The organism is Sphingomonas sp. GC_Shp_6, assembly GCF_026540835.1.
In the GTDB taxonomy this organism is placed as follows: Bacteria; Pseudomonadota; Alphaproteobacteria; order Sphingomonadales; family Sphingomonadaceae; genus Sphingomonas.
On sequence record NZ_JALNUO010000008.1, the window covers coordinates 102,897 to 124,349 of the forward strand.

At 67.9% G+C, this 21,453-nt stretch carries 18 protein-coding genes and 1 tRNA gene; 9 read left to right on the plus strand and 10 right to left on the minus strand.

Annotated elements, in window-relative coordinates; all coding sequences use genetic code 11:
• Positions 1-19 precede the first annotated feature (19 nt).
• The 3 genes from OXQ95_RS11305 to OXQ95_RS11315 all read right to left on the minus strand — a co-directional run bounded on the left by OXQ95_RS11305 (position 20) and on the right by OXQ95_RS11315 (position 4,482).
• On the minus strand, positions 20-1,705 hold the full coding sequence (locus OXQ95_RS11305) for a diguanylate cyclase (protein ID WP_267381630.1): 1,686 nt from the start codon (positions 1,703-1,705) through the stop codon (positions 20-22).
• A gap of 121 nt (positions 1,706-1,826) precedes the next feature.
• Positions 1,827-4,145, minus strand: a complete 2,319-nt coding sequence (gene clpA / locus OXQ95_RS11310) for an ATP-dependent Clp protease ATP-binding subunit ClpA (RefSeq protein WP_242098050.1) — start codon at positions 4,143-4,145, stop codon at positions 1,827-1,829.
• Between the two features lie 145 nt (positions 4,146-4,290).
• The gene (locus OXQ95_RS11315; protein WP_267381631.1) at positions 4,291-4,482 is read right to left on the minus strand and encodes a DUF1192 domain-containing protein; all 192 of its coding nucleotides are present in this window, start codon (positions 4,480-4,482) and stop codon (positions 4,291-4,293) included.
• 73 nt (positions 4,483-4,555) lie between these two features.
• Between OXQ95_RS11315 and OXQ95_RS11320 the strand changes: the two genes are divergently transcribed.
• The 5 genes from OXQ95_RS11320 to OXQ95_RS11340 all read left to right on the plus strand — a co-directional run bounded on the left by OXQ95_RS11320 (position 4,556) and on the right by OXQ95_RS11340 (position 8,353).
• Complete coding sequence (locus tag OXQ95_RS11320) at positions 4,556-5,557, plus strand: NAD(P)H-quinone oxidoreductase (protein WP_242098048.1); 1,002 nt, start codon at positions 4,556-4,558, stop codon at positions 5,555-5,557.
• A 58-nt stretch (positions 5,558-5,615) separates the two neighbouring features.
• Positions 5,616-5,978, plus strand: a complete 363-nt coding sequence (locus OXQ95_RS11325; RefSeq protein ID WP_346731941.1) for a GIY-YIG nuclease family protein — start codon at positions 5,616-5,618, stop codon at positions 5,976-5,978.
• Between the two features lie 120 nt (positions 5,979-6,098).
• On the plus strand, positions 6,099-6,779 hold the full coding sequence (locus OXQ95_RS11330; protein ID WP_242098046.1) for a DUF1013 domain-containing protein: 681 nt from the start codon (positions 6,099-6,101) through the stop codon (positions 6,777-6,779).
• A 93-nt stretch (positions 6,780-6,872) separates the two neighbouring features.
• Positions 6,873-7,742, plus strand: a complete 870-nt coding sequence (locus OXQ95_RS11335) for a dienelactone hydrolase family protein (RefSeq protein ID WP_267381632.1) — start codon at positions 6,873-6,875, stop codon at positions 7,740-7,742.
• On the plus strand, positions 7,742-8,353 hold the full coding sequence (locus OXQ95_RS11340; protein WP_267381633.1) for a glutathione S-transferase family protein: 612 nt from the start codon (positions 7,742-7,744) through the stop codon (positions 8,351-8,353). The genes OXQ95_RS11335 and OXQ95_RS11340 overlap by 1 nt, the downstream gene beginning before the upstream one ends.
• Positions 8,354-8,408: 55 nt before the next feature.
• On the opposite strand, the gene OXQ95_RS11345 is transcribed toward OXQ95_RS11340, so the two are convergent.
• The 3 genes from OXQ95_RS11345 to OXQ95_RS11355 all read right to left on the minus strand — a co-directional run bounded on the left by OXQ95_RS11345 (position 8,409) and on the right by OXQ95_RS11355 (position 11,012).
• On the minus strand, positions 8,409-8,927 hold the full coding sequence (locus OXQ95_RS11345) for a thioredoxin family protein (protein ID WP_267381634.1): 519 nt from the start codon (positions 8,925-8,927) through the stop codon (positions 8,409-8,411).
• Between the two features lie 66 nt (positions 8,928-8,993).
• Positions 8,994-10,430: a DEAD/DEAH box helicase gene (locus tag OXQ95_RS11350; RefSeq protein ID WP_267381635.1), complete on the minus strand. Its 1,437-nt coding sequence runs from the start codon at positions 10,428-10,430 to the stop codon at positions 8,994-8,996.
• Positions 10,431-10,550: 120 nt separating this feature from the next.
• Positions 10,551-11,012 (minus strand): hypothetical protein, encoded by a 462-nt coding sequence (locus tag OXQ95_RS11355; RefSeq protein WP_267381636.1) that lies wholly within the window; start codon positions 11,010-11,012, stop codon positions 10,551-10,553.
• 64 nt (positions 11,013-11,076) lie between these two features.
• On the opposite strand from OXQ95_RS11355, the gene OXQ95_RS11360 reads away from it, so the two are divergent.
• Both OXQ95_RS11360 and OXQ95_RS11365 read left to right on the plus strand, forming a co-directional pair.
• Positions 11,077-12,525: an FAD-binding oxidoreductase gene (locus OXQ95_RS11360; protein ID WP_267381637.1), complete on the plus strand. Its 1,449-nt coding sequence runs from the start codon at positions 11,077-11,079 to the stop codon at positions 12,523-12,525.
• 55 nt (positions 12,526-12,580) lie between these two features.
• Positions 12,581-13,348, plus strand: coding sequence for a SapC family protein (locus OXQ95_RS11365; protein ID WP_242098039.1), 768 nt, complete (start codon positions 12,581-12,583; stop codon positions 13,346-13,348).
• A 233-nt stretch (positions 13,349-13,581) separates the two neighbouring features.
• On the opposite strand, the gene OXQ95_RS11370 is transcribed toward OXQ95_RS11365, so the two are convergent.
• On the minus strand, positions 13,582-14,421 hold the full coding sequence (locus OXQ95_RS11370; protein WP_267381638.1) for an N-formylglutamate amidohydrolase: 840 nt from the start codon (positions 14,419-14,421) through the stop codon (positions 13,582-13,584).
• A gap of 154 nt (positions 14,422-14,575) precedes the next feature.
• On the opposite strand from OXQ95_RS11370, the gene OXQ95_RS11375 reads away from it, so the two are divergent.
• A complete protein-coding gene (locus OXQ95_RS11375) occupies positions 14,576-14,953 on the plus strand; it encodes a response regulator (RefSeq protein ID WP_242098037.1) in 378 nt (125 codons plus the stop codon).
• A gap of 46 nt (positions 14,954-14,999) precedes the next feature.
• Positions 15,000-15,074, plus strand: a tRNA-Val gene (locus OXQ95_RS11380).
• A gap of 95 nt (positions 15,075-15,169) precedes the next feature.
• Here the strand turns inward: OXQ95_RS11380 and OXQ95_RS11385 are convergent.
• From OXQ95_RS11385 to OXQ95_RS11395, 3 genes are all read right to left on the minus strand, one after another.
• The gene (locus OXQ95_RS11385) at positions 15,170-16,657 is read right to left on the minus strand and encodes a tryptophan halogenase family protein (RefSeq protein WP_267381639.1); all 1,488 of its coding nucleotides are present in this window, start codon (positions 16,655-16,657) and stop codon (positions 15,170-15,172) included.
• On the minus strand, positions 16,654-18,684 hold the full coding sequence (locus tag OXQ95_RS11390) for a hypothetical protein (RefSeq protein WP_267381640.1): 2,031 nt from the start codon (positions 18,682-18,684) through the stop codon (positions 16,654-16,656). Before OXQ95_RS11390 ends, OXQ95_RS11385 begins: the two co-directional genes overlap by 4 nt.
• Before the next feature lie 69 nt (positions 18,685-18,753).
• A complete protein-coding gene (locus OXQ95_RS11395; protein WP_267381641.1) occupies positions 18,754-21,381 on the minus strand; it encodes a TonB-dependent receptor in 2,628 nt (875 codons plus the stop codon).
• Positions 21,382-21,453 lie beyond the last annotated feature (72 nt).

Sequence of the window (21,453 nt, forward strand, 5' to 3'; positions counted from 1 at the left end):
AACATGGGCGATTCCTGGATCAGGCGGCCGCCCGCCGGGCACGGCGGGCGCGGTCGCGCCCGGCGGACTTGGCCTCGAACAGCGCACGATCGGCCTCGCGGTAGAGCGTGTTCCAATCGGCTTCCCGCGTGATTGGGCCGTTGCACGTGCCGATGCTCGCGGTCACGCGCAGATCGAACGGCATGCGTTCGGTTCGCAGCGCCGCCAATATGTCGGACGCCGCGATCCCCGCTGTGGCATCGACGATGATCGCGAATTCCTCGCCGCCGATCCGCGCCACCAGCGCGTCGGCCGGAACCGCGGCGCGCAGCGCGCGTGCCACGATCCGCAACACCTCGTCGCCGCCGTCATGGCCGATCGTCTCGTTCACGGCCTTGAAGTGATCGAGATCGGCGATCAGCAGCATCTGCTCGCCTTTGCGCTCGATCGCGCGCGCCAGGAACGCGCGGCGGTTGAGCAGGCCGGTCAGCGGATCGATGTCCGCCAGTATCCGGGCAGCACTTTCCTGTTCGCGGGCCTCGTCGCGCTCGAGGCTGAGCAGCTTGATCCGATAGGCGATCGCCATGCTGGAGAGCAGCGCTTCCAGCATCATGGCAACGACCGTCGAATTGTCGATCCAGAAACTCCAGGGGAGGAGCTTCAGTGCTTCGGCGATCCGCAGGACGGTGAATGCGACCGGCACCCCCCAGGCAAGCGCGAACATTACGAGATAGCGGCTCCGCATCCGCCAGGCGCGCCAGAGGATCGCGGGCACGAGCGCGATCAAGCCGCAGAAGCCGAGCGTGTTCAGCCGATCCACCATGGTGGCGTGCCAAGGTAGGGTGGCGGCCATCAACACCGAGGTGAACCCGATCGCGACCATCACCGCAGTGCTGGCCGTGCGGATCGGTCCTTCGAACACCCGACGCTCGAAGAAGGTGCGCGCGAACAGCAGCATCCAGACCGCCGACGCGCCGAGCAGCACGATGTTCAGCCGCATACGGTCATTATTGGCGAGCCCCGGGAACAGCAGCCCGAGGATCGCCGAGGAACTGAGCGCATAGCCCAGCAGGCACAGCACCAGCGCGCAATAGACCGGCTGGAAGCGCTGACGCAGTGCGCGCCACAAGGCGAGATTGTAGACGATCAGTGCGATGGCCAGCCCGATGAAGCTGCCGTAAAATCCCGCCAGGAAAACCTGCTGCTTCTCCTGCGAACGATGATCGTAGAGTTCGGGGCCGATGACGATGCCCCGCGTATTGGCCGCGCCCTTAATGTGCCACAGCAGGCGCACCGGCGGCACCGCGGCGCCCGGCAGCGTGAGAGGCGTGGTGAACAGCGCGCCGACCAGCAGATGGTCGCCGATCCTCGCGCTCGAGAAGCCCGTGCGGCGCAGCGCGCCATCGGCATAGAGGACGTACAGCGTCGTGCGGTTCTGCCACACGCTGCCCGACTCGACGTCCAGCCCAAGTCCGGACGACGCGATCGCCGGCAGCCGTTCCGAAACGACCCAGAAATCGCCGGCACCGAAGCGACTTTGCGGCGTGCGGCAGTCGAAACGGCCGGGCGTGCGCAGCAGGTCGACGGCGTTCAGCCCCGGCGCATCGCGCAGGACGCAGGTCGCAATCGGCCGACGGACCGCAGCCGATACGGCGGTCGCGGCGAGCAGCGCGCATAGCAGCATGGCCGCAGCGACCGCCGTCCTGATGCATCGCCCGAAGGTCATCGGTCGCCCTTATACCGAACGCCCCGAACATTCGGTAAATAGCGGCGGCATGGAAAAACCCGGCTGCGGCGGTGCCGCAGCCGGGTCGATGGATTTGCATGGCCGCCGAGGCGGCCGGTGGTTATTCCGCCTCGACGGTTACGGCCTTGCCACCCTTCTTCTTGGGCTTTTTCGGTGCCGCCGGCTCGATCGCGAACGACAGTGCGCCGTCCTTCATCCTCACCGTCACCTCGCCGCCATGGACGAGCTTGCCGAACAGCAGCTCCTCGGCGAGCGGCTGCTTGATCTTCTCCTGGATCAGGCGGCCCATCGGGCGGGCGCCGTAGAGTTTGTCATAGCCCTTTTCGGTCAGCCAGGCCTTGGACGCGTCGTCGAGCTGGATGTGGACGGCACGATCCGCCAGCTGGAGCTCGAGCTGGAGGATGAACTTGTCGACCACCCGCGCCACCACTTCGGGCGGAAGATAGCCGAACGGCACCACCGCATCGAGACGGTTGCGGAATTCGGGCGTGAACATCTTCTGCACCGCCTGCTCGTCCTCGCCCTCGCGGGTCAACTGGCCGAAGCCCACCGTCTCGCGGGCCATGTCGGATGCGCCCGCGTTGGTCGTCATGATGAGGATGACGTTGCGGAAATCGACCGTCTTGCCGTGCTGGTCGGTCAGGCGGCCGTTATCCATCACCTGGAGCAGGATGTTGAACAGGTCCGGATGCGCCTTCTCGATCTCGTCGAGCAGTAGGACGCAGTGCGGGTTCTGGTCGACCGCATCGGTGAGCAGGCCGCCCTGATCGAAGCCGACATAGCCCGGGGGCGCACCGATCAGCCGGCTGACCGAATGCCGCTCCATATATTCACTCATGTCGAAGCGCTGGAGCGGGATCCCCAGGATCGAGGCGAGCTGCTTGGCGACTTCGGTCTTGCCGACGCCGGTCGGGCCGGTGAACAGATAGTTGCCGATCGGCTTTTCCGGCTCGCGCAGACCCGCCCGCGCCAGCTTGATCGCCGACGACAGCTTCTCGATCGCCGAATTCTGCCCGAACACCACGCGCTTCAGATCGGTCTCCAGGCTGGCGAGCGCCACCTTGTCGTCCGACGAAACCGATTTCGGTGGAATGCGCGCCATCGTGGCGATCACCTGTTCGATCTCCTTGGTGGTGATCGTCTTCTTGCGCTTGGCGAGCGGAACCAGCATCTGCATCGCGCCCACCTCGTCGATCACGTCGATCGCCTTGTCGGGCAGCTTGCGGTCGTTGATGTAGCGCGCCGACAGCTCGACCGCGGACTTGATCGCATCGGGCGTGTATTTGACCGAATGATGCGCCTCGAACGCGCTGCGCAATCCGGCCAGGATCTTGATCGTATCCTCGATCGTCGGCTCGTTCACGTCGATCTTCTGGAACCGGCGCAGCAGGGCGCGGTCCTTTTCGAAATGGTTCCGGAATTCCTTGTAGGTGGTCGAGCCGATGCAGCGGATCGTTCCGCCCGAGAGTGCGGGCTTCAGCAGGTTGGAGGCGTCCATCGCCCCGCCCGACGTCGCGCCCGCGCCGATCACCGTGTGGATCTCGTCGATGAACAGCACCGCATGCGGCAGCTTCTCGAGTTCGTTGACGACCGCCTTCAGCCGCTCCTCGAAATCGCCGCGATAGCGCGTACCGGCGAGCAGCGCGCCCATGTCCAGCGAATAGATCACCGCTTCCAACAACACGTCGGGCACCTCGCCCTCGACGATCTTGCGCGCGAGCCCTTCCGCGATCGCGGTCTTGCCCACGCCCGGATCGCCCACATAGAGCGGGTTGTTCTTCGAGCGGCGGCACAGGATCTGGATGGTGCGATCCACCTCGGGCCCGCGGCCGATCAGCGGATCCACCTTGCCGATCTTCGCCTTCTCGTTGAGATCGACGGTGAATTGCTTCAGCGCGCTTTCCGTCTTGCCCTTCTCCTGTCCCTTGGCGGGTTTCTCCTCCTCGGCACCCTTGGGGCTGGAGGCTTCGGTCGCGGCACCGCCCTTGCCGACGCCGTGGCTGATGAAGCTGACGGCATCGAGGCGGCTCATGTCCTGCTGCTGCAGGAAATAGACGGCATAGGATTCGCGCTCGCTGAACAGCGCGACCAGCACGTTGGCGCCCGTCACCTCGTCGCGGCCCGACGACTGGACGTGCAGGATCGCGCGCTGCACCACCCGCTGGAAGCCCGATGTGGGCGCCGGGTCGGTCGCGGCATCGACCTTCAGCGCGTCGAGCTCGGTATCGAGATAATGGGCGACGGTGGTCTTGAGCTCGCCGAGATCGGCCTTGCAGGCGAGCATCACCTTGGAGGCGTGTTCGTCGTCGATCAGCGCGAGCAGCAGATGCTCCAGCGTGGCATATTCGTGGCGTCGCGAGGACGCGGCCTTCAGCGCATTGTGGAGGGTGGTTTCCAGCGCGGGGGCAAAGGATGGCATCAGTCTACTCCGATCGGGCCGCGAAGACGCCGGCCCTTTGCAACCATGTCGGGATTGCGCGCGGCCTCATCAAGCACTTGAACCGCGCGACCATCGTCCCTGGCGCCGCCGTGGGCATGGTACCGGGGCGGGGCCGTGCCGTTCCTCACCGGAATAGCGCGTCGGCGCTTGCACGATGGTTAACGGCGTGTTCGATCTTTCCCCGCACCCGCGCGATCTCGCCCTCCAGCGCGGCGATCCGCGCCTCCAGCTCGGCGACGGACAGCGGATCCAGATCCTGCCGCACCAGCGCGGCCAGCGCGTCGTTCGACCGGGTAGGGGCGTCGTCCGATTCCATGACCGCCATACGTTGACCCCGGCGCAGCCCCTGTCAATAACGCGCATCTTCCGAGGCGAATGGGGCCAGGCCGATGGACGTTATTCCCGAAACGATGCTGGCGATCGATCCGGAGGCACCGGGCGGCGCCGAAGTGCTGGTGCCCGCCACGCGCCCGGTGCCGCGGCCAGGCGCGGGCGAGGTGCTCGTCCGCGTGGCGGCGGCGGGGATCAACCGGCCCGAGGTGTTGCAGCGCCGCGGCCTGTATCCGCCGCCGCCGGGTGCGCCGACGATCCTCGGCCTCGAACTCTCCGGCACCGTCGTCGCGGTGGGCGAGGGCGTCGACGCGGTGGCGCTCGGCCAGCCGGTCTGCGCGCTGGTCGGCGGCGGCGCCTATGCCGAATATGCGGTGGCGCCCTGGGGCCAGTGCCTGCCGGTGCCCGAGGCGCTGTCGATGGTGGAGGCTGCCGCCATGCCGGAGACGCTGTTCACGGTGTGGACCAATTTGTTCGAGCGCGCCTATGCGACCGAGGGCGACACGGTGCTGGTGCATGGCGGTACCAGCGGGATCGGGACGATGGCGATCGCGCTGTGCAACGCCTTCGGTATCGCCATCGTCGTGACGTGCGGATCGTCCGACAAATGCGCTGCCGTCCTCGCGCTCGGCGCCACCCACGCGATCGATTACAAGGCGGAGGATTTCGTCGCGCGGGTCAAGGCGATCACCGAAGGCAAGGGCGTGGCGGCGGTCCTCGACATGGTCGGCGGCGATTACGTGCCGCGCAATCTCGAATGCCTGGCGGACGATGGCCGCCACGTCTCGATCGCGGTGCAGGCCGGCGCGAGCGCCACCGTGCCGCTGTTCGAGATCATGCGCCGGCGCCTCACCCTCACCGGCTCGACGCTCCGCGCGCGCGACGCCGGGTTCAAGGCGTTGGTGGCGGACGAACTGGCGCGCACCGTCTGGCCGCATGTCGAGGCGGGGCGGATCAGGCCCGCGATCGATCGCACCTTCGCGATGGCCGATGCGGCCGACGCGCACCGCCGGATGGAGGCGGGCGATCATGTCGGCAAGATCGTGCTGACGATGGAGTAAGCCCTTCGTGCGTCATTCCCGCGAAGGCGGGGATGACGCTGCCCCTTGGAGATCGGCGATGCGCGAAGGCTGGGCGTACATGATGTCGGATCGCTATCCGGGCACGATCTATATCGGCGTGACGGCCCACATGGTGGGCGGGCGTTTCAGCACGGCACGCGAACCGGCTCGGAATTTTTGCCGCCGCTATGATCTGACGCGGCTCGTCTCCGCCAAACGGGCGGAGCGCATCACCGACGCGATCATGCGGGAAAAGGCGATGAAGAAGTGGCGGCGTGCATGGAAGATCGCGTTGATCGAGAAAGCCAATCCCGAATGGCGCGACCTGTTTGCCGTCATCAACGGCGGAGCCGAAGAAGCGGGATCCCGCTTCGCGGGGATGACGGTGGGGCTGCCGGGATGGCGGCGCGCGCGGCAATGACGGCTGTCGTCACCGCCTCCATCACCCCGCTTGCCCTTCCACCCCCTACGCACTAAGTCCGGTGCTATGCACGGCCGCTCCGAGAGGGGCGGCCCTTTCTGTTTTTAGGGAGTTTCGCCCGTGGCCCAGCCGCTCATGCCCCATGCGACCGCCTCCTGGATGGTCGACAATACCGCGCTCAGCTTCGAGCAGATCGCCGAATTCTGCGGGCTGCACATTCTCGAGGTGCAGGCGATCGCCGACGATACCGCGGCGACCAAGCTGACCGGCCGCGATCCGATCCGCGCGCACGAGGTGACGCAGGAGGAGATCGACAAGGGCTCGGCCGATCCGAACTATCGCCTGAAGATGCTGAAGGGCCCCGAGCAGGTCCGCCGCACCAAGGGGCCGCGCTACACGCCCGTTTCCAAGCGGCAGGACAAGCCGGACGGCATCGCGTGGATCATCCGCAACCATCCCGAGATCACCGACGGCGCGATCGGCCTGCTGATCGGCACGACGCGCACGACGATCGCCGCGATCCGCGACCGCAGCCATTGGAACATCGCCAATATCACCCCCAAGGATCCGGTGACTCTGGGCCTGACGACGCAGCGCGAGCTCGACGCCGCGGTGGCGAAGGCGGCGAAGGCGGCGGGCATCGAGGCGCCGACCGACACGCGGCTCGAGGGCGACCGCGAGGCGCTGATCGAGCAGCTCCGCGCCGAGCGCACCCAGGCCGCTGCGGACGCGCAATTCGTGGCCGAGGGCGGGGTGTTGCCGGTGAAGACGGTGTTCGAGGATCCGTTCAAGCGCTATTGATCGCCGCGCGCGCCCCGCACGGTGCGACGGATGGTTGGCCCGGTCCACGATCGGGCCTAGCCTGCTGCGAACGATGATTCGCAGGAGAGCCGCATGTGCGACGAACATACCGTCCAGGATAATGCCACGGCGCTGGGTGACGTGTCCCGCCGCACCTTCGCGGCGATGACGGGCGCGGCGGGGCTGGCGATGCTGCTGCCCGTGCCCGCCGATGCGAAGCCGGTGGCGCGGCGCGACGTGAGGATCGCCACGCCCGACGGCGCCGCCGACGCCTATTTCGTCGCGCCAGCCGGCGGCCGTCATCCCGGCGTGCTGATCTGGCCCGACATCATGGGCCTCCGCCCCGCGTTCCGGCAGATGGCGGACCGGCTCGCGCAATCGGGCTATGCCGTGCTGGTGGTCAACCAGTTCTACCGGTCGACCAAAGCGCCGTTCCTCGCGCCCGGCGAATCCTACGACCAGCCCGAGGTGCGCGCGAAGATCATGCCGTTCGTGCAGGCGCTGAGCCCCGAGGGCACGGTGCGCGACGCGATCGCCTTCACCGGCTTTCTCGATAAACAGCCGGAGGTGGATACGCGGCGCGGGCTGGCGACCACCGGCTATTGCATGGGCGGCCCGATGGTGGTGCGCACCGCCGCGGCGATTCCCGGCCGGATCCGCGCGGGCGCGACGTTCCATGGCGGCGGCCTCGTCACCGACAAGCCGGACAGCCCGCACCGGCTGATCCCGCAGACCAGGGCCGCCTATCTGATCGCGATCGCCGCCAATGACGACGCCCGCGCGCCGACCGACAAGGACGTGCTGCGCACCGCCTTCGCCGATGCCGGGCGGCCCGCCGAGGTCGAGGTCTATGCCGGCACGATGCACGGCTGGTGCCCGCCTGACAGCCATGTGTACGATGCGGCGCAGGCCGATCGGGCCTGGGGCCGGATGCTGGCGCTGTTCGACCGGGCGCTGGTCTGATGCTCACGCTCTACACCAACCCGATGTCGCGCGGTCGGATCGCGCGCTGGATGCTCGAGGAGGTCGGCGCGCCGTACGATGTGGTGATGCTCGGCTATGCCGACAGCATGAAGGCGCCCGATTATCTCGCGATCAACCCGATGGGCAAGGTGCCCGCCATCGTCCATGACGGCAAGGTGGTGACCGAGGGCGCCGCGATCTGCGTCTATCTGGCCGAGACTTTTCCCGAGGCGGGCCTGGCGCCCACTGCCGACGAGCGCGCGGATTATTATCGTTGGCTGTTTTTCGCCGCGGGTCCGATCGAGGCGGCGGTGACGAACCGGTCGCTCGGGGTCGTGCCGACCGAGCAGCAGCAGCGGATGGCGGGTTACGGCACGTATGACCGAATGGTCGACGTGTTCGAGCAGGCGGTGAGCGCGCGCGATTACATCGCCGGCGCGCGTTTCACCGCGGCCGACGTCTATGTGGGGGCGCAGGCGATCTGGGGGATGCAGTTCGGCAGCTTGCCAAAGCGCGAGGCGCTGGTCGCCTATGCCGATCGGCTGACGGCGCGGCCGGCTTATGCGCGAGCCGCGGCGATGGACGATGCCTTGATGCCGGCGGCGGTCTGATCGCCGTCCGGCCTGGCCGCCAATCCCGCGGGTGCGGGGCGAGCGGCGGGGCGGATCACGCCGCCCATTGCGCCAGCCAGTCCGCCAGCGCCTGGGGCGACAGCGAACGCGCATCGGCGAGCGCGGTTTCGTGGCCGGCATTGACCAGCCGGTTGGTACGCGGATCGACGATCAGCACCGCGGGCACGCCCTTCAGCCGGCCGGTGATGCCGTAGGCGGCGGGCACCTGGCCGTTCTTGTCGAACCGGCCGATATCCACCGTGACCACCTCATAATGTTTCGCCACGAACGCACGCAGCTCGGGCAACTCCATCGTTCCCGCCAGCAGCCGGCAGTCGAGGCACCAATTGCCGCCGAGATCGATCAGCAGACGCTTGTGCCCCCGCAGCGCGCGCGCCTTGGCGGCGGCGACGGCGGCATCGGCGTTCGCGCCCTCGTTATACGGCAACGGGAGCGGCTTGCTCAGCTGCTCGAAATTCTGAGCGGCGACATGCGGAGCGGCCACGGTGCGCGCGTCCGCCGCGGAAACGGCAAGCGCGGCGGCGGCGAGGCCGAGGGTCAGGGCGCGGATCATCGGGATTCTCCTGAAAAGGTCGGGGCCGTCGCGATCATTCACCAGCCCGTGTCGCCGATGGCAAGATCAACCGCCTATCACGGCACGCAGGAATTCTGGGATGGGGCCGTTCCAACCCTCGTCCGGGCCATCGTCGCGGGTGTCGTTGCGGTTCGTGCGGCGCGACGGATCCTTGCGCGGCTGTTCGACGTGTGGCTCCGCCTGGGTGGGGCGATCGCTGCGCGAAGGACGCGCGGCGCGGGCGCGCTCGGCGCGTGGCTCGGGTGCTGGCGCGGCCTCGGCCTGGAATGCCTCGGTCTGCGGTGCCTTGCTCTCGCGACGGGGGCTGCTGCGTTCGCGGCGGGGGGCGCGGACTTCCTCGGCCGGGGCCGCGGCGTCGGCGGTCTTCGGCGTTTCGAGCCGCTGGATCGTCTGGCCGGTCAGCTTCTCGATATTCTGGATGTTCTCGGCATCCTCGGGCGTGACGAAGGTATAGGCGGTGCCGGTGGCGCCCGCGCGGCCGGTGCGGCCGATGCGGTGGACATAATCGTCCGGATGCCACGGCGCGTCATAGTTGAAGACGGTGCTCACGCCCTTGATGTCCAGCCCGCGCGCGGCGACGTCGGAGGCGACGAGCACGTTCACGGCGCCGGTCTTGAACAATTCCAGTTCGGCGAGCCGCTCGCGCTGTTCCATGTCGCCATGGATCTCGCCCGATTTCAGGCCGGCCTGTTTCAGCACCTTATTCAGCTCGCGCACCGTCGTCTTGCGGTTGCAGAAGATGATCGCGTTGGTCACCTCGTCCTGCGCCAGGATGCGGCGCAGCGTCTCGCGCTTGGCGGATTGCGAGGCGACGGGGACGAGATACTGGGTGATGTTGGTGTTGGTGGAGGCGGGGCGCGCCACCTCGATCCGCTTCGGATTGTCGAGGAACTTGTCGGCCAGCTTCTTGATCGGTGCCGGCATCGTCGCCGAAAACAGCAAGGTCTGGCGCTGCTTGGGCAGCTTGGTGCAGATCTCCTCGATATCGGGGATGAACCCCATGTCGAGCATCCGGTCCGCCTCGTCGATCACCAGAAGCGAGCAGCCGTTGAGCAGGATCTTGCCACGCCCGAACAGGTCCATCAGCCGCCCGGGCGTCGCGATCAGCACGTCGACGCCCTTTTCGAGCGCGGCGAGCTGGTCGCCCATCGACACGCCGCCGATCAGCAGCGCCATCGAAAGCTTGTGGTTCTTGCCGTATTTCTCGAAATTCTCGGCCACCTGCGCGGCGAGTTCCCGCGTCGGCTCGAGGATCAGGCTGCGCGGCATCCGTGCGCGGCTGCGGCCATGCGCCAGAATGTCGATCATCGGCAGCACGAAGCTCGCGGTCTTGCCGGTGCCCGTCTGCGCGATGCCGATGATGTCCTTCATCATCAGCACCGGCGGGATCGCGGCCGCCTGGATCGGCGTCGGCTCCGTATAGCCGGAATCGTTCACCGCCTTCAGCAGTTCGTCGGAAAGGCCGAGATCGGCAAAGGTCATGCAAGCATCCGAGGCAATGGGCCGGGAAGGCCACGCGGCAGGAGCACATGCGCATCCGCCAACCGCCGTCGGCTCGCGGATTTGGGGCGAAATGTCAAGGAAAGAGGACGGGGATGCCGCTCAGCGCTTCGCTTTCAGCAGCTTGAAGCTGTCGATTCCGCAGCTTGCGCCCGATCGCACGCGGATGCTGTCACGATCGGCGCACACCTGCCCGTCGATACCGGGCTTGATGTAGAAGCCGGGATAGTAATCGAGTGGCCGGCAATCGCGGTCGAGCTTCGCGCGCATCCGGCGGCCGTCGTCGAGCATGATGTCCACGATCCCCGGCCCCGAGATCATCGCGCCCGCGAAATGGCCGGGTATCAGGCATTTCGGCCCCTTCTTCTCCTTCCAGGCGGCGAGTGGGACGGGGGTGTAGGGCGCCCCCGCATCGACGCGCGGCACCCGGATGATGATCCGTTCGTGGATGGTCATCTGCTGGATGCGGAGGCCGGGCTGGGGCGGCGGCTGCGGCATGCGCGAATCCGCGGCCGTGATGGCGGCGAGCAGCGCAAGCAAAGAGGGAATCGCGGACTGCGGCATGTCGATACCCGCTGGTTAGGCGAAATCATTGAACGTCCGATGAATTGGGCGTAGCGCCCGCGTCATGAACCGGGATCAGGCCGCCATGATCGAGGATCTCGCGCCTCGGCTGTCGCCCCGGTCGATCGTCACCGATCCGGACGCGATCGCACCCTGGCTGGTCGACTGGCGCAAGCGTTTCCGCGGTGCCGCGCCCGCCTTGCTCGCGCCGGAATCGACCGCGGAGGTGGCGGCGATCGTCGCGGCGGCGGCGCATCACGGCGTGGCGCTGGTGCCGCAGGGTGGCAACAGTTCGATGGTGGGCGGCGCGACCCCGCCTCCCGACGGATTGGCGCTGATCCTGTCGCTGCGCCGGATGAACCGCATCCGCCGCCTCGATCCGGCAAGCGGCCTGGCGGTGGCGGAAGCGGGCGTGATCCTGTCGGACCTGAACGATGCCGCGCTGGCGGCGGGGCGCCGTTTCCCGCTCACGCTCGGCGCGCGGGGAACCGCGACGATCGGTGGCCTCGTCTCGACCAATGCGGGCGGAACGCAGGTGCTGCGCTTCGGTACGATGCGCGGGTTGGTGGCCGGCGTGGAGGCGGTGCTGCCCGATGGATCGGTGCACGACGGGCTGGCGGCGCTGCGCAAGGACAATCGCGGCTATGACCTCACGCAGCTGCTGGTGGGGGCGGAGGGGACGCTGGGCATCGTCACCGCCGCCACGCTGCGGATCGTGCCCGCGGTCGCGGCGCGCGCCGTCGGTTGGGCCGGCGTCGCCAGTCCGCATGCCGCACTCGCCTTGCTGCGCCGGCTGGAGGCGCGGACCGACACGCTGGAAAGTTTCGAGTTGTTGCCCGAGGAATCGCTGCGCGCGGCGCTGGCGCATCTGTCGGCGCAGCCGCCGCTCGCGGGGCGCCATCCCTGGCACGTGCTGATCGAGGCGACCGCGGGCGAGGGGCAGGGCGATCCCGCCCAGCTGCTCGAGACGCTGCTGGGCGAGGCGCTGGAGGCCGGCAATGCCGCCGACGCGATCGTTGCGGCGAGCGAGGCGCAGGCGCAGGCCTTCTGGCGGCTGCGCGATTCGCTGTCGGATGCGGAGCGCGCGCAGGGGCCCGCCGTCCAGCACGACATTTCCGTACCGGTGGAGGCGATGCCCGATTTCATGATCGATGCCGCCACCGCGTGCGATGCCCGTTTTCCCGGCACGCATGCCAGCGGCTTCGGTCACCTGGGCGACGGCAACGTGCACTTCCACGTCCGCGCGCCGGCCGGCGTCGATCCCGTCCGCTGGTATGCCGAGGATGCGCCGGGCATCACCCGCTTCGTGCACGATCTCGTCGTGGCGGCGGGCGGATCGATCTCCGCCGAACACGGCATCGGGCAGATGAAGCTGGGGGAACTCGCGCGGCTGTCGTCGCCGGCGCGGATGGCCGCGTTGCGCGCGGTGAAGGCCGCGTTCGATCCGCAGGGCCTCCTCAATCCGGGCAAGCTCGTCGCGCCCGTGCTTGCACGGGCCGCGCCTACGCCATAGAGCGCCCTCCCAATCGGCGGGAGCGAACACCGTCGGCAACCCGATTGGAGATCCCATGGCCAGCGCCGCTCAGCTTCCGCTTTTCTACAACGGCCTGGAGCCGCTTTCGAGCGAAACCCATGCCGACTGGCGCATCCGCGCCCAGCCGACCGCGCCCTTCCTGGTCGGCCAGCACGCGGTGCCGATCACGACCGACGAGTTCCAGCTCGTCCAGCGGCACATGCCGATCGTGTTTTCGGTGGGCGACGATGCCATCCCGCTCGCGCTGATGGGGCTGAACGAGGGCGTCAACGTCTTCGTCGACGACGAGGGCAAGCTGTCCGAGGAAAATCTCTACATCCCCGCCTATATCCGGCGCTATCCCTATATGCTCGCACGCCTGCGCCCCGATGCGCAGGAACTGTCGCTGTGCTTCGATCCGACCACCGACACGATCGGCGCGTTCGAGGACGGCCAGCCGCTGTTCGAGGATGGCCAGCCGAGCCAGGTGACCAAGGATATCCTCGCCTTCAACGAAACCTTCGAACAGGCCGGCGCGCGCACGCAGAACTTCATGAAGGAGCTGCGCGATCTGGACCTGCTGATGGAGGGCGAGGTGACGATCCAGCCCGACGGTGCGGCACAGCCCTTCCTCTATCGCGGGTTCCAGATGGTGAACGAGGAAAAGCTGATGGCGCTGCGCGGCGATCAGCTCCGCAAGATCACCCAGTCGGGGCTGCTGCCCCTCGTCTATGCGCATCTCTTCTCGCTGGCGCTGATGCGCGAGATCTTCGCGCGCCAGACGATGCTCGGCAAGCAGCCGCAGCCGCAACTGTCGTTCTGATGCGGCTTTCCTGAAAAAAGCGACAGGCCCCCATTTTCGGGTTGAACCCCGAAAAAGGGGGCCTATATCTTACTCGTACGGCGACGTGTCCCCCCCCTTTCGCGCCGCCGTATGACGCGCTTTCAGCGTGTCTCCTCCCTGAACCTTGGCCGCCTCGCGCTTCATGCGCGGGGCGGTTTTTTTAAGTCCTACGATCTTTCGCGGTCCGCAAGCGCAGGGGGCTGAAGGGCGCGCTATTCCGCCGCCTGGGCGAGCGGCGCCAGGGCCTCGTCCTCCAGCGCGGCGATGATCCGGGCCAGCAGCGCGACGGTGGCCGGCAGACCGGGGCCGGGCTGGTCGAGTCGCGCGCCCAGATAGGACGACCGGTCGATCTCCAGTTGCACCGCATGGATGCCGTCTGCGGGCCGGCCGTGCATGTCGAGGATATGCGCGCCGGCATAGGGGCTGTTGAGCGCGGCGGGGGTCTCGGCGTTCGCCGCCTCCGCCTCGATCCGGGCGACGAAGCGCGACGCCGCCGACCGGCCGAAGCGATCGCCGATGACGATCCGCGGGGGGCTCGCCCCTCCCAGCGGCGGCATCGAATGCACGTCGAGCAGCACCGCCACGCCGAACCGCGTGTGCGCCGCCGCCAGCGTCCGCGTGAGCGCGGCGTGATAGGGGCGGTGATCCTCCGCGATGCGCGCCGCGATCTCGGCTTCGGTGAACCGCCGGCGCCACAATTCCGCGGTGCCGCTCGCGCGGCGCGGCACCAGGCCCAGGCCGCTGCGCAGCTTGGGCGAGGCGATCGGCAGCGCGGTCGGCCGCGCGCCCTCGTCCACGCGCGGATCGCGTTCGTCCTCGCTGCGGTTGAGATCGATCCAGGCGCGGGGTGCGGTCTGCACCAGCATCGTCCGCAACCCCCGCGCTGCGCTCGCGACCCGATCCACGAAGCGATCCTCCAGCGGCAACAGCGCCGCCAGGGGCACGCGCAACGCCGATCGCAACGCCTGCGGGTAATCGCGCCCGGCATGCGGCACGGACAGGATGACGGGGCTCGCAGGGGGCCAGGGGCCGAAATGCGCGAACGATGCCATCCGGCATCAGGCTAGGCGCACGTGCGGGCCGCTGCAATGTCCCCGGGGCGCGTTCATGCCGCATATCGCCCGACAAGTGCGCCCGATGCGCGTTTTCGAACAGACTTTTAACACCCTGCGCGGTATCGACCGGGCTTCATCCAAGGGGCGATCCATGTACCGAATCCTGCTGGCCGAGGACGACCAGGTCATGCGCGAATATCTGACGCGCGCGCTGGAGCGATCGGGCTATGCCGTCCGCGCGGTGGACCGTGGCACCGCGGCGATCCCGCTGCTCGAAGCCGAGACCTTCGACCTGCTTCTCACCGATATCGTGATGCCCGAGATGGACGGAATCGAACTGGCGCAGCGTGCGGGCGAGATGCGCCCGAACCTGCGCGTCATGTTCATCACCGGGTTCGCCGCGGTGACGCTGAAGGCGGGACGCGCGATGCCCAACGCCCGCGTCCTCTCCAAACCCTTCCACCTGCGCGACCTCGTCATGGAGGTGGACCGGCTGTTTGAGCCCGGTTCGGCGACGAGCCGCAACTGAACCGCTTGCGCTGGCGAGAAACCCCCGCTAGACGCCGCCTCCTTACGGGCGTGTAGCTCAGTGGTAGAGCACTGTGTTGACATCGCAGGGGTCGCAAGTTCAATCCTTGCCACGCCCACCAAAAGCCCCGCCATCTCACTGGGATGGCGGGGCTTTTCCTTATCTGGCGATGCTTTGGGCCGGGCCGCGTGACCGCTACCGACCGCGCCTGCGGGGTCAGCCGGACTGCGGGGCCAGCGTCGGTAATTTCGCGCAGGCGTCTGCGATCGCTTTGCGTACCGCGTTCAGGTAGCCGCGATTGTCCTCCGCGCCCGCCGCTTCGATCATCGGGTTGTAATCGGTGGGCACCACGCCTTGGCCATCCAGCACGGCGAACCAGCTCGCGTCGCGGAACAGGTCGTCGCTCGACAGCATGATCCGTCCCGATCGCCGGAACTGATCGATCCGGTAGGCGAGCGTCTCCGGGATCGGCATCGCGCGGCAATAGCGCCACAGCGGTTCGTCGCGCCCGGTGGTCTGCCGGTAATGCAGGATCAGGAAATCGCGGATGTCGCGCATCTCCTGCGCGAGCACGCGGTCATATTGCTCGGCCAGCAGCGCATCGTCGCCGTTTCGCGGGAAGAGCGCGAGCAGCTTGGCGATGCCGCTCTGGATCAGGTGGATGCTGGTCGATTCGAGCGGCTCGAGGAACCCGCTAGACAGACCGATCGCCACGACATTCTTCACCCAGGCGCGGCGGCGGCGGCCGGGCGTGAAACGGATCAACCGCGGATCGGCGAGCGGCGGCGTGGGCAGCGCCGCCAGCAGCGACGCCCGCGCGGCGTCCTCGTCCTGGAAACGGCTGGCGAAGACATAGCCGTTGCCGGTACGGTGCTGGAGCGGAATGCGCCAGCGCCACCCGGCCTCCGCTGCGGTCGCGCGGGTATAGGGGATCACCGCGGCCTCGGCCGCGCCGGGCGCCGCCCAGGCGCGGTCGCAGGGCAGCCATTGCGACCAGTCGTCATAACCGGCGCCCAGCGTCTCCTCGATCAGCAGCCCGCGAAAACCCGAGCAGTCGATGAACAGGTCGCCGGCGATCCGCGCACCGGCCTCGGTCGTCAGCGCGGTGATGCAACCGGTTTCGGGATGCTGCTCGACCGTGGCGACCTTGCCCTCGATCCGCGTCACCCCGCGCGCCTCGGCGTGGCGGCGCAGGTAACGCGCGTAGAGACCGGCATCGAAATGATAGGCGTAACCCAGGGTCGACAGCAGCGAACGCGGATCGGCGACGGGCTTGGCGAAGCGGGCGGTCCGCGCCGCACGGGCGGTGAGCGACACGTCTTCGGTGGCGATGTCGAGCCCGTCTAGCCGCCCGCGGATCAGCCGGTGAAGGAACATCACGCCGTCGCCCGGCGGCCCGAAGGTGCCGAACGGGTGGAAATAGGCGCTGCCTAGGCCGTTCCAGCCGGCGAATTCGATGCCGAGCTTGTAGGTCGCCTTGGTCTCGCGGAGGAACTCCGCCTCGTCCAGCCCGACGATCTGGTTGAACCAGTGGATCGTCGGGATCGTCGCTTCGCCGACGCCCACGGTGCCGATCGCGTCGGACTCCACGAGCGTCACGCGGCGCCCCGATCCTTCGAGCGCGCGCACCAGCGCCGCGGCCGTCATCCATCCGGCGGTGCCGCCGCCCAGGATGACGACCTCGCGGACGCCGGCCGTGCTCACGTTCCCGGGCAATCCGCCGTGGGATCGGCGGCCGGCGCCCGCAGCGCGAGATAGACGGTGCTCCAGAGCTGCGCCGCGTTCGATTCGTCCGCATCCTGCCCACTCGCGCCGAACGGGGCGATGCGGTAGCGCCCGGCGTCGAACCGCCACGACCAGAGTTCGGAACTCTGAACGCTGCGCGTCGCCGCGATCGCGCGCCAGAGACAGGCCTGCGTGGTGCGCAGTGCGGTGCGCGTTTCCGGGGCGAGATCGTTGCGCGCGAGCTGACGCGCCAGCCCGGCGGCGGCAAGCGCCTGATGCCACGACCAGATCACCGTGCCGTGATAGGCGTCGGGCCCGAACTTCGCCTGGAGCGCCGGGTTCGCGAATACGGGGTTGGCGACGAGCAGCCCGGCGCCGGTGAGCAGCCCGGCGGGAAAGGGGCGCCGGAGCGTGGCGGCAGCGGTGTCGAGCGCGGCCGCATCGGGACGGCCGAACAGGAGCGCGAAACCTTCGTCCGAATGCTCGATCGGGATGGGCCGGCCGGCGGCGTCGAGCGCGATCGCGTTGAAACGGACGGGCTGCCCGTTCAGCGCGCGCAGTGCGTCCGCTGCGGGCACGCCGGCCTTGGCGGCATAGGCCGCAACCGCCTGCCGTGCCTGATCGGCGGGGATGGTCACCGCGAACATCGGGGCGGCCTGTGCGCGCCAGGCGGCGGCACGCGCGGCCAGGCCGGCGAACACCGGTCGGTCGGCGGGCGAGACATAGGGTGCGAGCAGCCCCGCCTCGTACAGCGCGGCCGCGGCATCGAGCGCCGCGGGGGCGAGGATCGCGTTGACGTCATAGGGATATCGGCCGCCGCCCAGTCCGTCGTTGCTGTCGCGCCATTCCCCCGCATCCATGCCGGGCTTGAGCCCGATCAGGTTGGCGGCGACGGGTGCCCCGGCAAACGCGGCGGTGCGCGTCGCGACGAAGCGCAGGTTGCGCACCAGCGCGGTCCCGGCACCGGACTCGCGCAGGAACGCGGCCGCCCGCTGCCGTCCGCGCGGATCGTCGAGCAGCCATGCGCGCGCGACTGGCGCGAGGAGGAAGTCGCCGTCGATCATCCGGTAATCGTACACGGGCTTGGCCGAGGTGGGCTCGCCGCGCTTGCGGTGATCGAGAATGGCGAACTCGCCGATATCCTCTTCATGCGCGACCTGGCCCGTGGGCGACAGCCGCTCGAGAACGGAGCGCAGCCCCGTCTCGACTGCCGCCGGTTGCAGCGCGGGCATCAGCAGCCGGACCGACATCAGCGTGTCGCGACCGAAATAGGTGTCGAACCGCCAGGATCCCGCCAGGAACTTCTCGCGGTAGCTGAGGAAGGCGAGCGCCCGGCGCGCGGCCGGATCGGCGTTGGCGGCGGGGCCGAGCAGATCGGCTTCGGCGAGGGGCGTCAGCGGCGTCTCGCCGGTGAGCGCGGTGATCTCCAGGCCGATACGGCCATCCGCCGCCGCTTCGATCGCACCGCCGACGATACGGCCATGCAGTATCTTGACGACGAGGCGATAGCCCGCCGCGCCATCGAGCCGGTCGCGCGACCAGCGGATCGTGTCCGCGCCCGTCATCGGATCGGTCAGCACCTCGGCGGGCGCGGTGCCGAGCGCCTGGTAATCGCGCAGCACGCGGATGCTGGAGAGCACCGCCTGTTTGGGGACGAGCCGGGCGGCGGCGATGTCGGCGCGGAACGTCACGCCGTTCAGCGGCCGGCCGCGCGCGTCGCGTTCGCTTACGGGCCGGGCGGGCGCGGGCATCGTCCAGGCGGGTGCACCGCGCACCCCGTCAAACCAGAGCCCCACGCCGCTGTTCCCCGCGGGAAAGGCGACGATCACACGCGGATGATCGCCGGACCGCAGCACGACATGCGCCGCGACATCGCCCGACCGGACGAAGCTGTTGAGGTTCAGCCCCTCCTGAAACGCGAACGGCGCGGCGGCCGGCACCGCGGCCGGTGCCACCACGCAGAGCAGGAGAGCCGACAATCCCCCGCAAACGATATGGGCGCGCATCGATTCTCCTCGGCGGACAGGGTCTGGCGACGGACGGTGACCGGGTTCGATCCGGCCACCGTCCGGGTTTTACAGCTTGATGGTCGCGCTGACGACCGCGTTGCGGCCATAGATTGCACGGCCGTAGAAATAGCCGCCGACGATCGACTGCGTCTGCCCCTGGCGCGGATTGCCCTCGGTAAAGCCCTTGGCGTCGGTCAGATTGTCGACGCTGACGTTGATCCCGACGCGCGAGGTCAGGTTGAAGTTCGCCCCCACCGAGAACACGCTATAGGCGGGCAGCGCGATGCCGTTGCCCGAATCGGCGAAGATCTTGCCGATATATTTCCAGCGGCCATAGATCTCGCCCAGCCCGTTCGGCAGGATGAACGATGGCGTCACCGTCAGCAGCTTCTTGGGCGTGCGCTCGGGCGTGTTGCCGTCATAGGTGCCGGCGATCGGCGCGTCGAACACCAGATTGGTGAGCTTCGGGTCCTGATACACGCCGATCACGTTCAGGCTGAAGAACGATACCGGCTTGATATCGGCATCGACCTGTACGCCGTTCGTCCGGCTGTTCGCCACCGCGTTGGTCTGGATCGCGGGGTTGGTGGGGTTGATGAACTGGTACGACAGATCGTTGATCTCGGTGCGGAAGCCGATGACCGAGGCGTTGAGCAGCGCCGAATTGTAGCGCACGCCGCCCTCGTACAGCGTGAGTGCGGTCGGCTTGTGAGTCCCGCCGGTGTCGCCGCCATTGGTCTGGAAGCCATAGGCGCCGCGGACATAGACCGAGAAGTGGCGCGTCAGCGTGTAGTTGATGCCGCCGGTATAGGCGAGCTTGTTGTAGCTGGCTGCCTGGTAGCTGTAGGTGCCGGCGAAGGTGCTGCCCACGTCGCGCACGATGCCGGGCGTGCCCATAGGCACCGCGGCGTTCACCAGCGCGGTGTCGCCGATGTGCACGCCGACATGCTCATGCTCGTAGCGTGCGCCGAAATCGATGTGCAGATTGTCGCCGACGCGAAGCTCGTCGTTGAAATAGCCGGCGATCGAGTTCACCTCGTCGTGGAACAGCCCCTGGCCCCAATTGCCGTAATTGACGACGCCGTTGTTCGTCAGAGAACCCAGCACCTGGTTCTGGCCGTTCAGCGCGACCAGGTCATAGACGTGCGAGTTGTTCGTCACGTCGTTGATGACGGTGGCGGTCGCCGACTGATCGTTGTTGCGGCGGACATTGTAGTACATCGCGCCGACGGTCAGCGAATTGTTGATCGCGCCGCTGGTGACGTCCCATTTGCCGCCGACATTGGCGCCGAAGTCCTTGGTCGAGAGATATTGGTGGTTGAGCACGGTCTGCTGGAGCAGGCCGTTGCCGTTCAGCCCGTTGAGCGTTCCGGTTGCGCTCGCCGGGATCACGGCCCCGGTGCGGATGTCGCGCAGGCCATATTGGGTGGCACCGGGGAAGACCGCCGCCGCCGCTGAGAAATAGGGCACGCCGCCGACCGACACCGACGCCAGCGGCGAGGTGTTGGGGTTGAGATAATTGACCGCCGATGTCAGCCCTGCCGTGCCGGCACCCGATCCGGGGAAGATGCCGTTGAAATCATAGGAGCCGTCGAGATAGCGCAGGTGCGCGAACAGGCTGACCGCCTGCGACACCGGCTTGTCGATGTCGATCCGATAGGTGTTCGCCTTTACCTTGATGCCCAGATTGGAGCTGAAGGTGCGGAGCGCGTTTCCGGTGGCAGGGCTGTCGGGCACGAGAAATTGCGAGAAGTAACGGCCGCCGACGTCGCCCGTCTTCAGGTCCAGTCCGCGGATGCTGTTGATGTCGCCGTTGCCGCCCACCTGGAACGGCATGTCGGCATAATAAGGATTGCTCTGGTCGATGCGCTTGTAGGTCAGTCGGATCGTACCGCCGTCATCGAACTTCTTTTCGAGAATCGCCTTGAAGTTGTAGCCGTTGAACGAGAACGGCGTCCTGCGAACGCCCTTTTGCGACTGGATGTACCCGCCCACGCTGAACGCCAGGCTGTCGGTGATCGGCGCGGAGAAATAGCCGTCGGCGCGCAGGTCGCCATAGGTCGCGCCGGTGAAGCGGGCCGAGGCAACCGCCTTGTCGTAGCTGGGTTTCAGCGAGATGAAGTTGATCGTCGCGCCGGCGCCGTTGGGGGCGAGCACGCCCGACGTGCCGCCCTCGACCGCTTCGAGACGGGCGGTCGTGATGTCCTGCTGGAAGTAGAAGTCCGCGCCGCCGCCGCCGTAGAGGATCGGCATGCCGTCCTCCTCGAGCGTGATGAAGGTCTGCGCGCCGCCGCGCAGGCCGCGGACCGAATAATTGTTCGAGATCGGGCCCGCGGTCGCCTCGACGAAGATGCCCGGCACCAGTTCGAGCGTCTCCGCCGTCGAGCGTGGCGCCTTGCGCAGGATGTCCGCGGCGGTGGCGAGCGTGACGTTGGACGAGCTGTCGAACAGCGTGCGCTTGCCCGAGGTGTTGCCGGTGACGATGATGTCGTTCTGCGGCGACGCGTCGTCGGTGGCCGAGGACGTCGCGGGCTGGGTGGCGTTCACCTCGCCGGCGCCCTGCTGCCCGGCCGGATCGACGGGCGTGGTCTGCGCGAACGCCGCGGAGCCGACGAGTGCGCCGCCCAGCAGCAGCGATGCCTTGAGCGCGGCGGTCATGCGGCGCACCGGCGCTGCAGCCTCGGCCCGTGCCACGCAAAGATCGTGTAATTTCCTCATCGTCGTCCTCCCTTTGGCGTGTCTCTACAGCACGGTTGATCGCGCAAT

Coding starts and splice junctions, on each gene's coding strand:
- OXQ95_RS11360 (WP_267381637.1), top strand. CDS start 11,077: ATGAACCGGGATCAGGCCGCCATGATCGAGGATCTCGCGCCTCGGCTG.
- OXQ95_RS11350 (WP_267381635.1), bottom strand. CDS start 10,430: ATGACCTTTGCCGATCTCGGCCTTTCCGACGAACTGCTGAAGGCGGTG.
- OXQ95_RS11390 (WP_267381640.1), bottom strand. CDS start 18,684: ATGCGCGCCCATATCGTTTGCGGGGGATTGTCGGCTCTCCTGCTCTGC.
- OXQ95_RS11355 (WP_267381636.1), bottom strand. CDS start 11,012: ATGCCGCAGTCCGCGATTCCCTCTTTGCTTGCGCTGCTCGCCGCCATC.
- OXQ95_RS11345 (WP_267381634.1), bottom strand. CDS start 8,927: ATGATCCGCGCCCTGACCCTCGGCCTCGCCGCCGCCGCGCTTGCCGTT.
- OXQ95_RS11370 (WP_267381638.1), bottom strand. CDS start 14,421: ATGGCATCGTTCGCGCATTTCGGCCCCTGGCCCCCTGCGAGCCCCGTC.
- OXQ95_RS11315 (WP_267381631.1), bottom strand. CDS start 4,482: ATGGAATCGGACGACGCCCCTACCCGGTCGAACGACGCGCTGGCCGCG.
- OXQ95_RS11325 (WP_346731941.1), top strand. CDS start 5,616: ATGCGCGAAGGCTGGGCGTACATGATGTCGGATCGCTATCCGGGCACG.
- clpA (WP_242098050.1), bottom strand. CDS start 4,145: ATGCCATCCTTTGCCCCCGCGCTGGAAACCACCCTCCACAATGCGCTG.
- OXQ95_RS11335 (WP_267381632.1), top strand. CDS start 6,873: ATGTGCGACGAACATACCGTCCAGGATAATGCCACGGCGCTGGGTGAC.
- OXQ95_RS11340 (WP_267381633.1), top strand. CDS start 7,742: ATGCTCACGCTCTACACCAACCCGATGTCGCGCGGTCGGATCGCGCGC.
- OXQ95_RS11365 (WP_242098039.1), top strand. CDS start 12,581: ATGGCCAGCGCCGCTCAGCTTCCGCTTTTCTACAACGGCCTGGAGCCG.
- OXQ95_RS11320 (WP_242098048.1), top strand. CDS start 4,556: ATGGACGTTATTCCCGAAACGATGCTGGCGATCGATCCGGAGGCACCG.
- OXQ95_RS11375 (WP_242098037.1), top strand. CDS start 14,576: ATGTACCGAATCCTGCTGGCCGAGGACGACCAGGTCATGCGCGAATAT.
- OXQ95_RS11305 (WP_267381630.1), bottom strand. CDS start 1,705: ATGACCTTCGGGCGATGCATCAGGACGGCGGTCGCTGCGGCCATGCTG.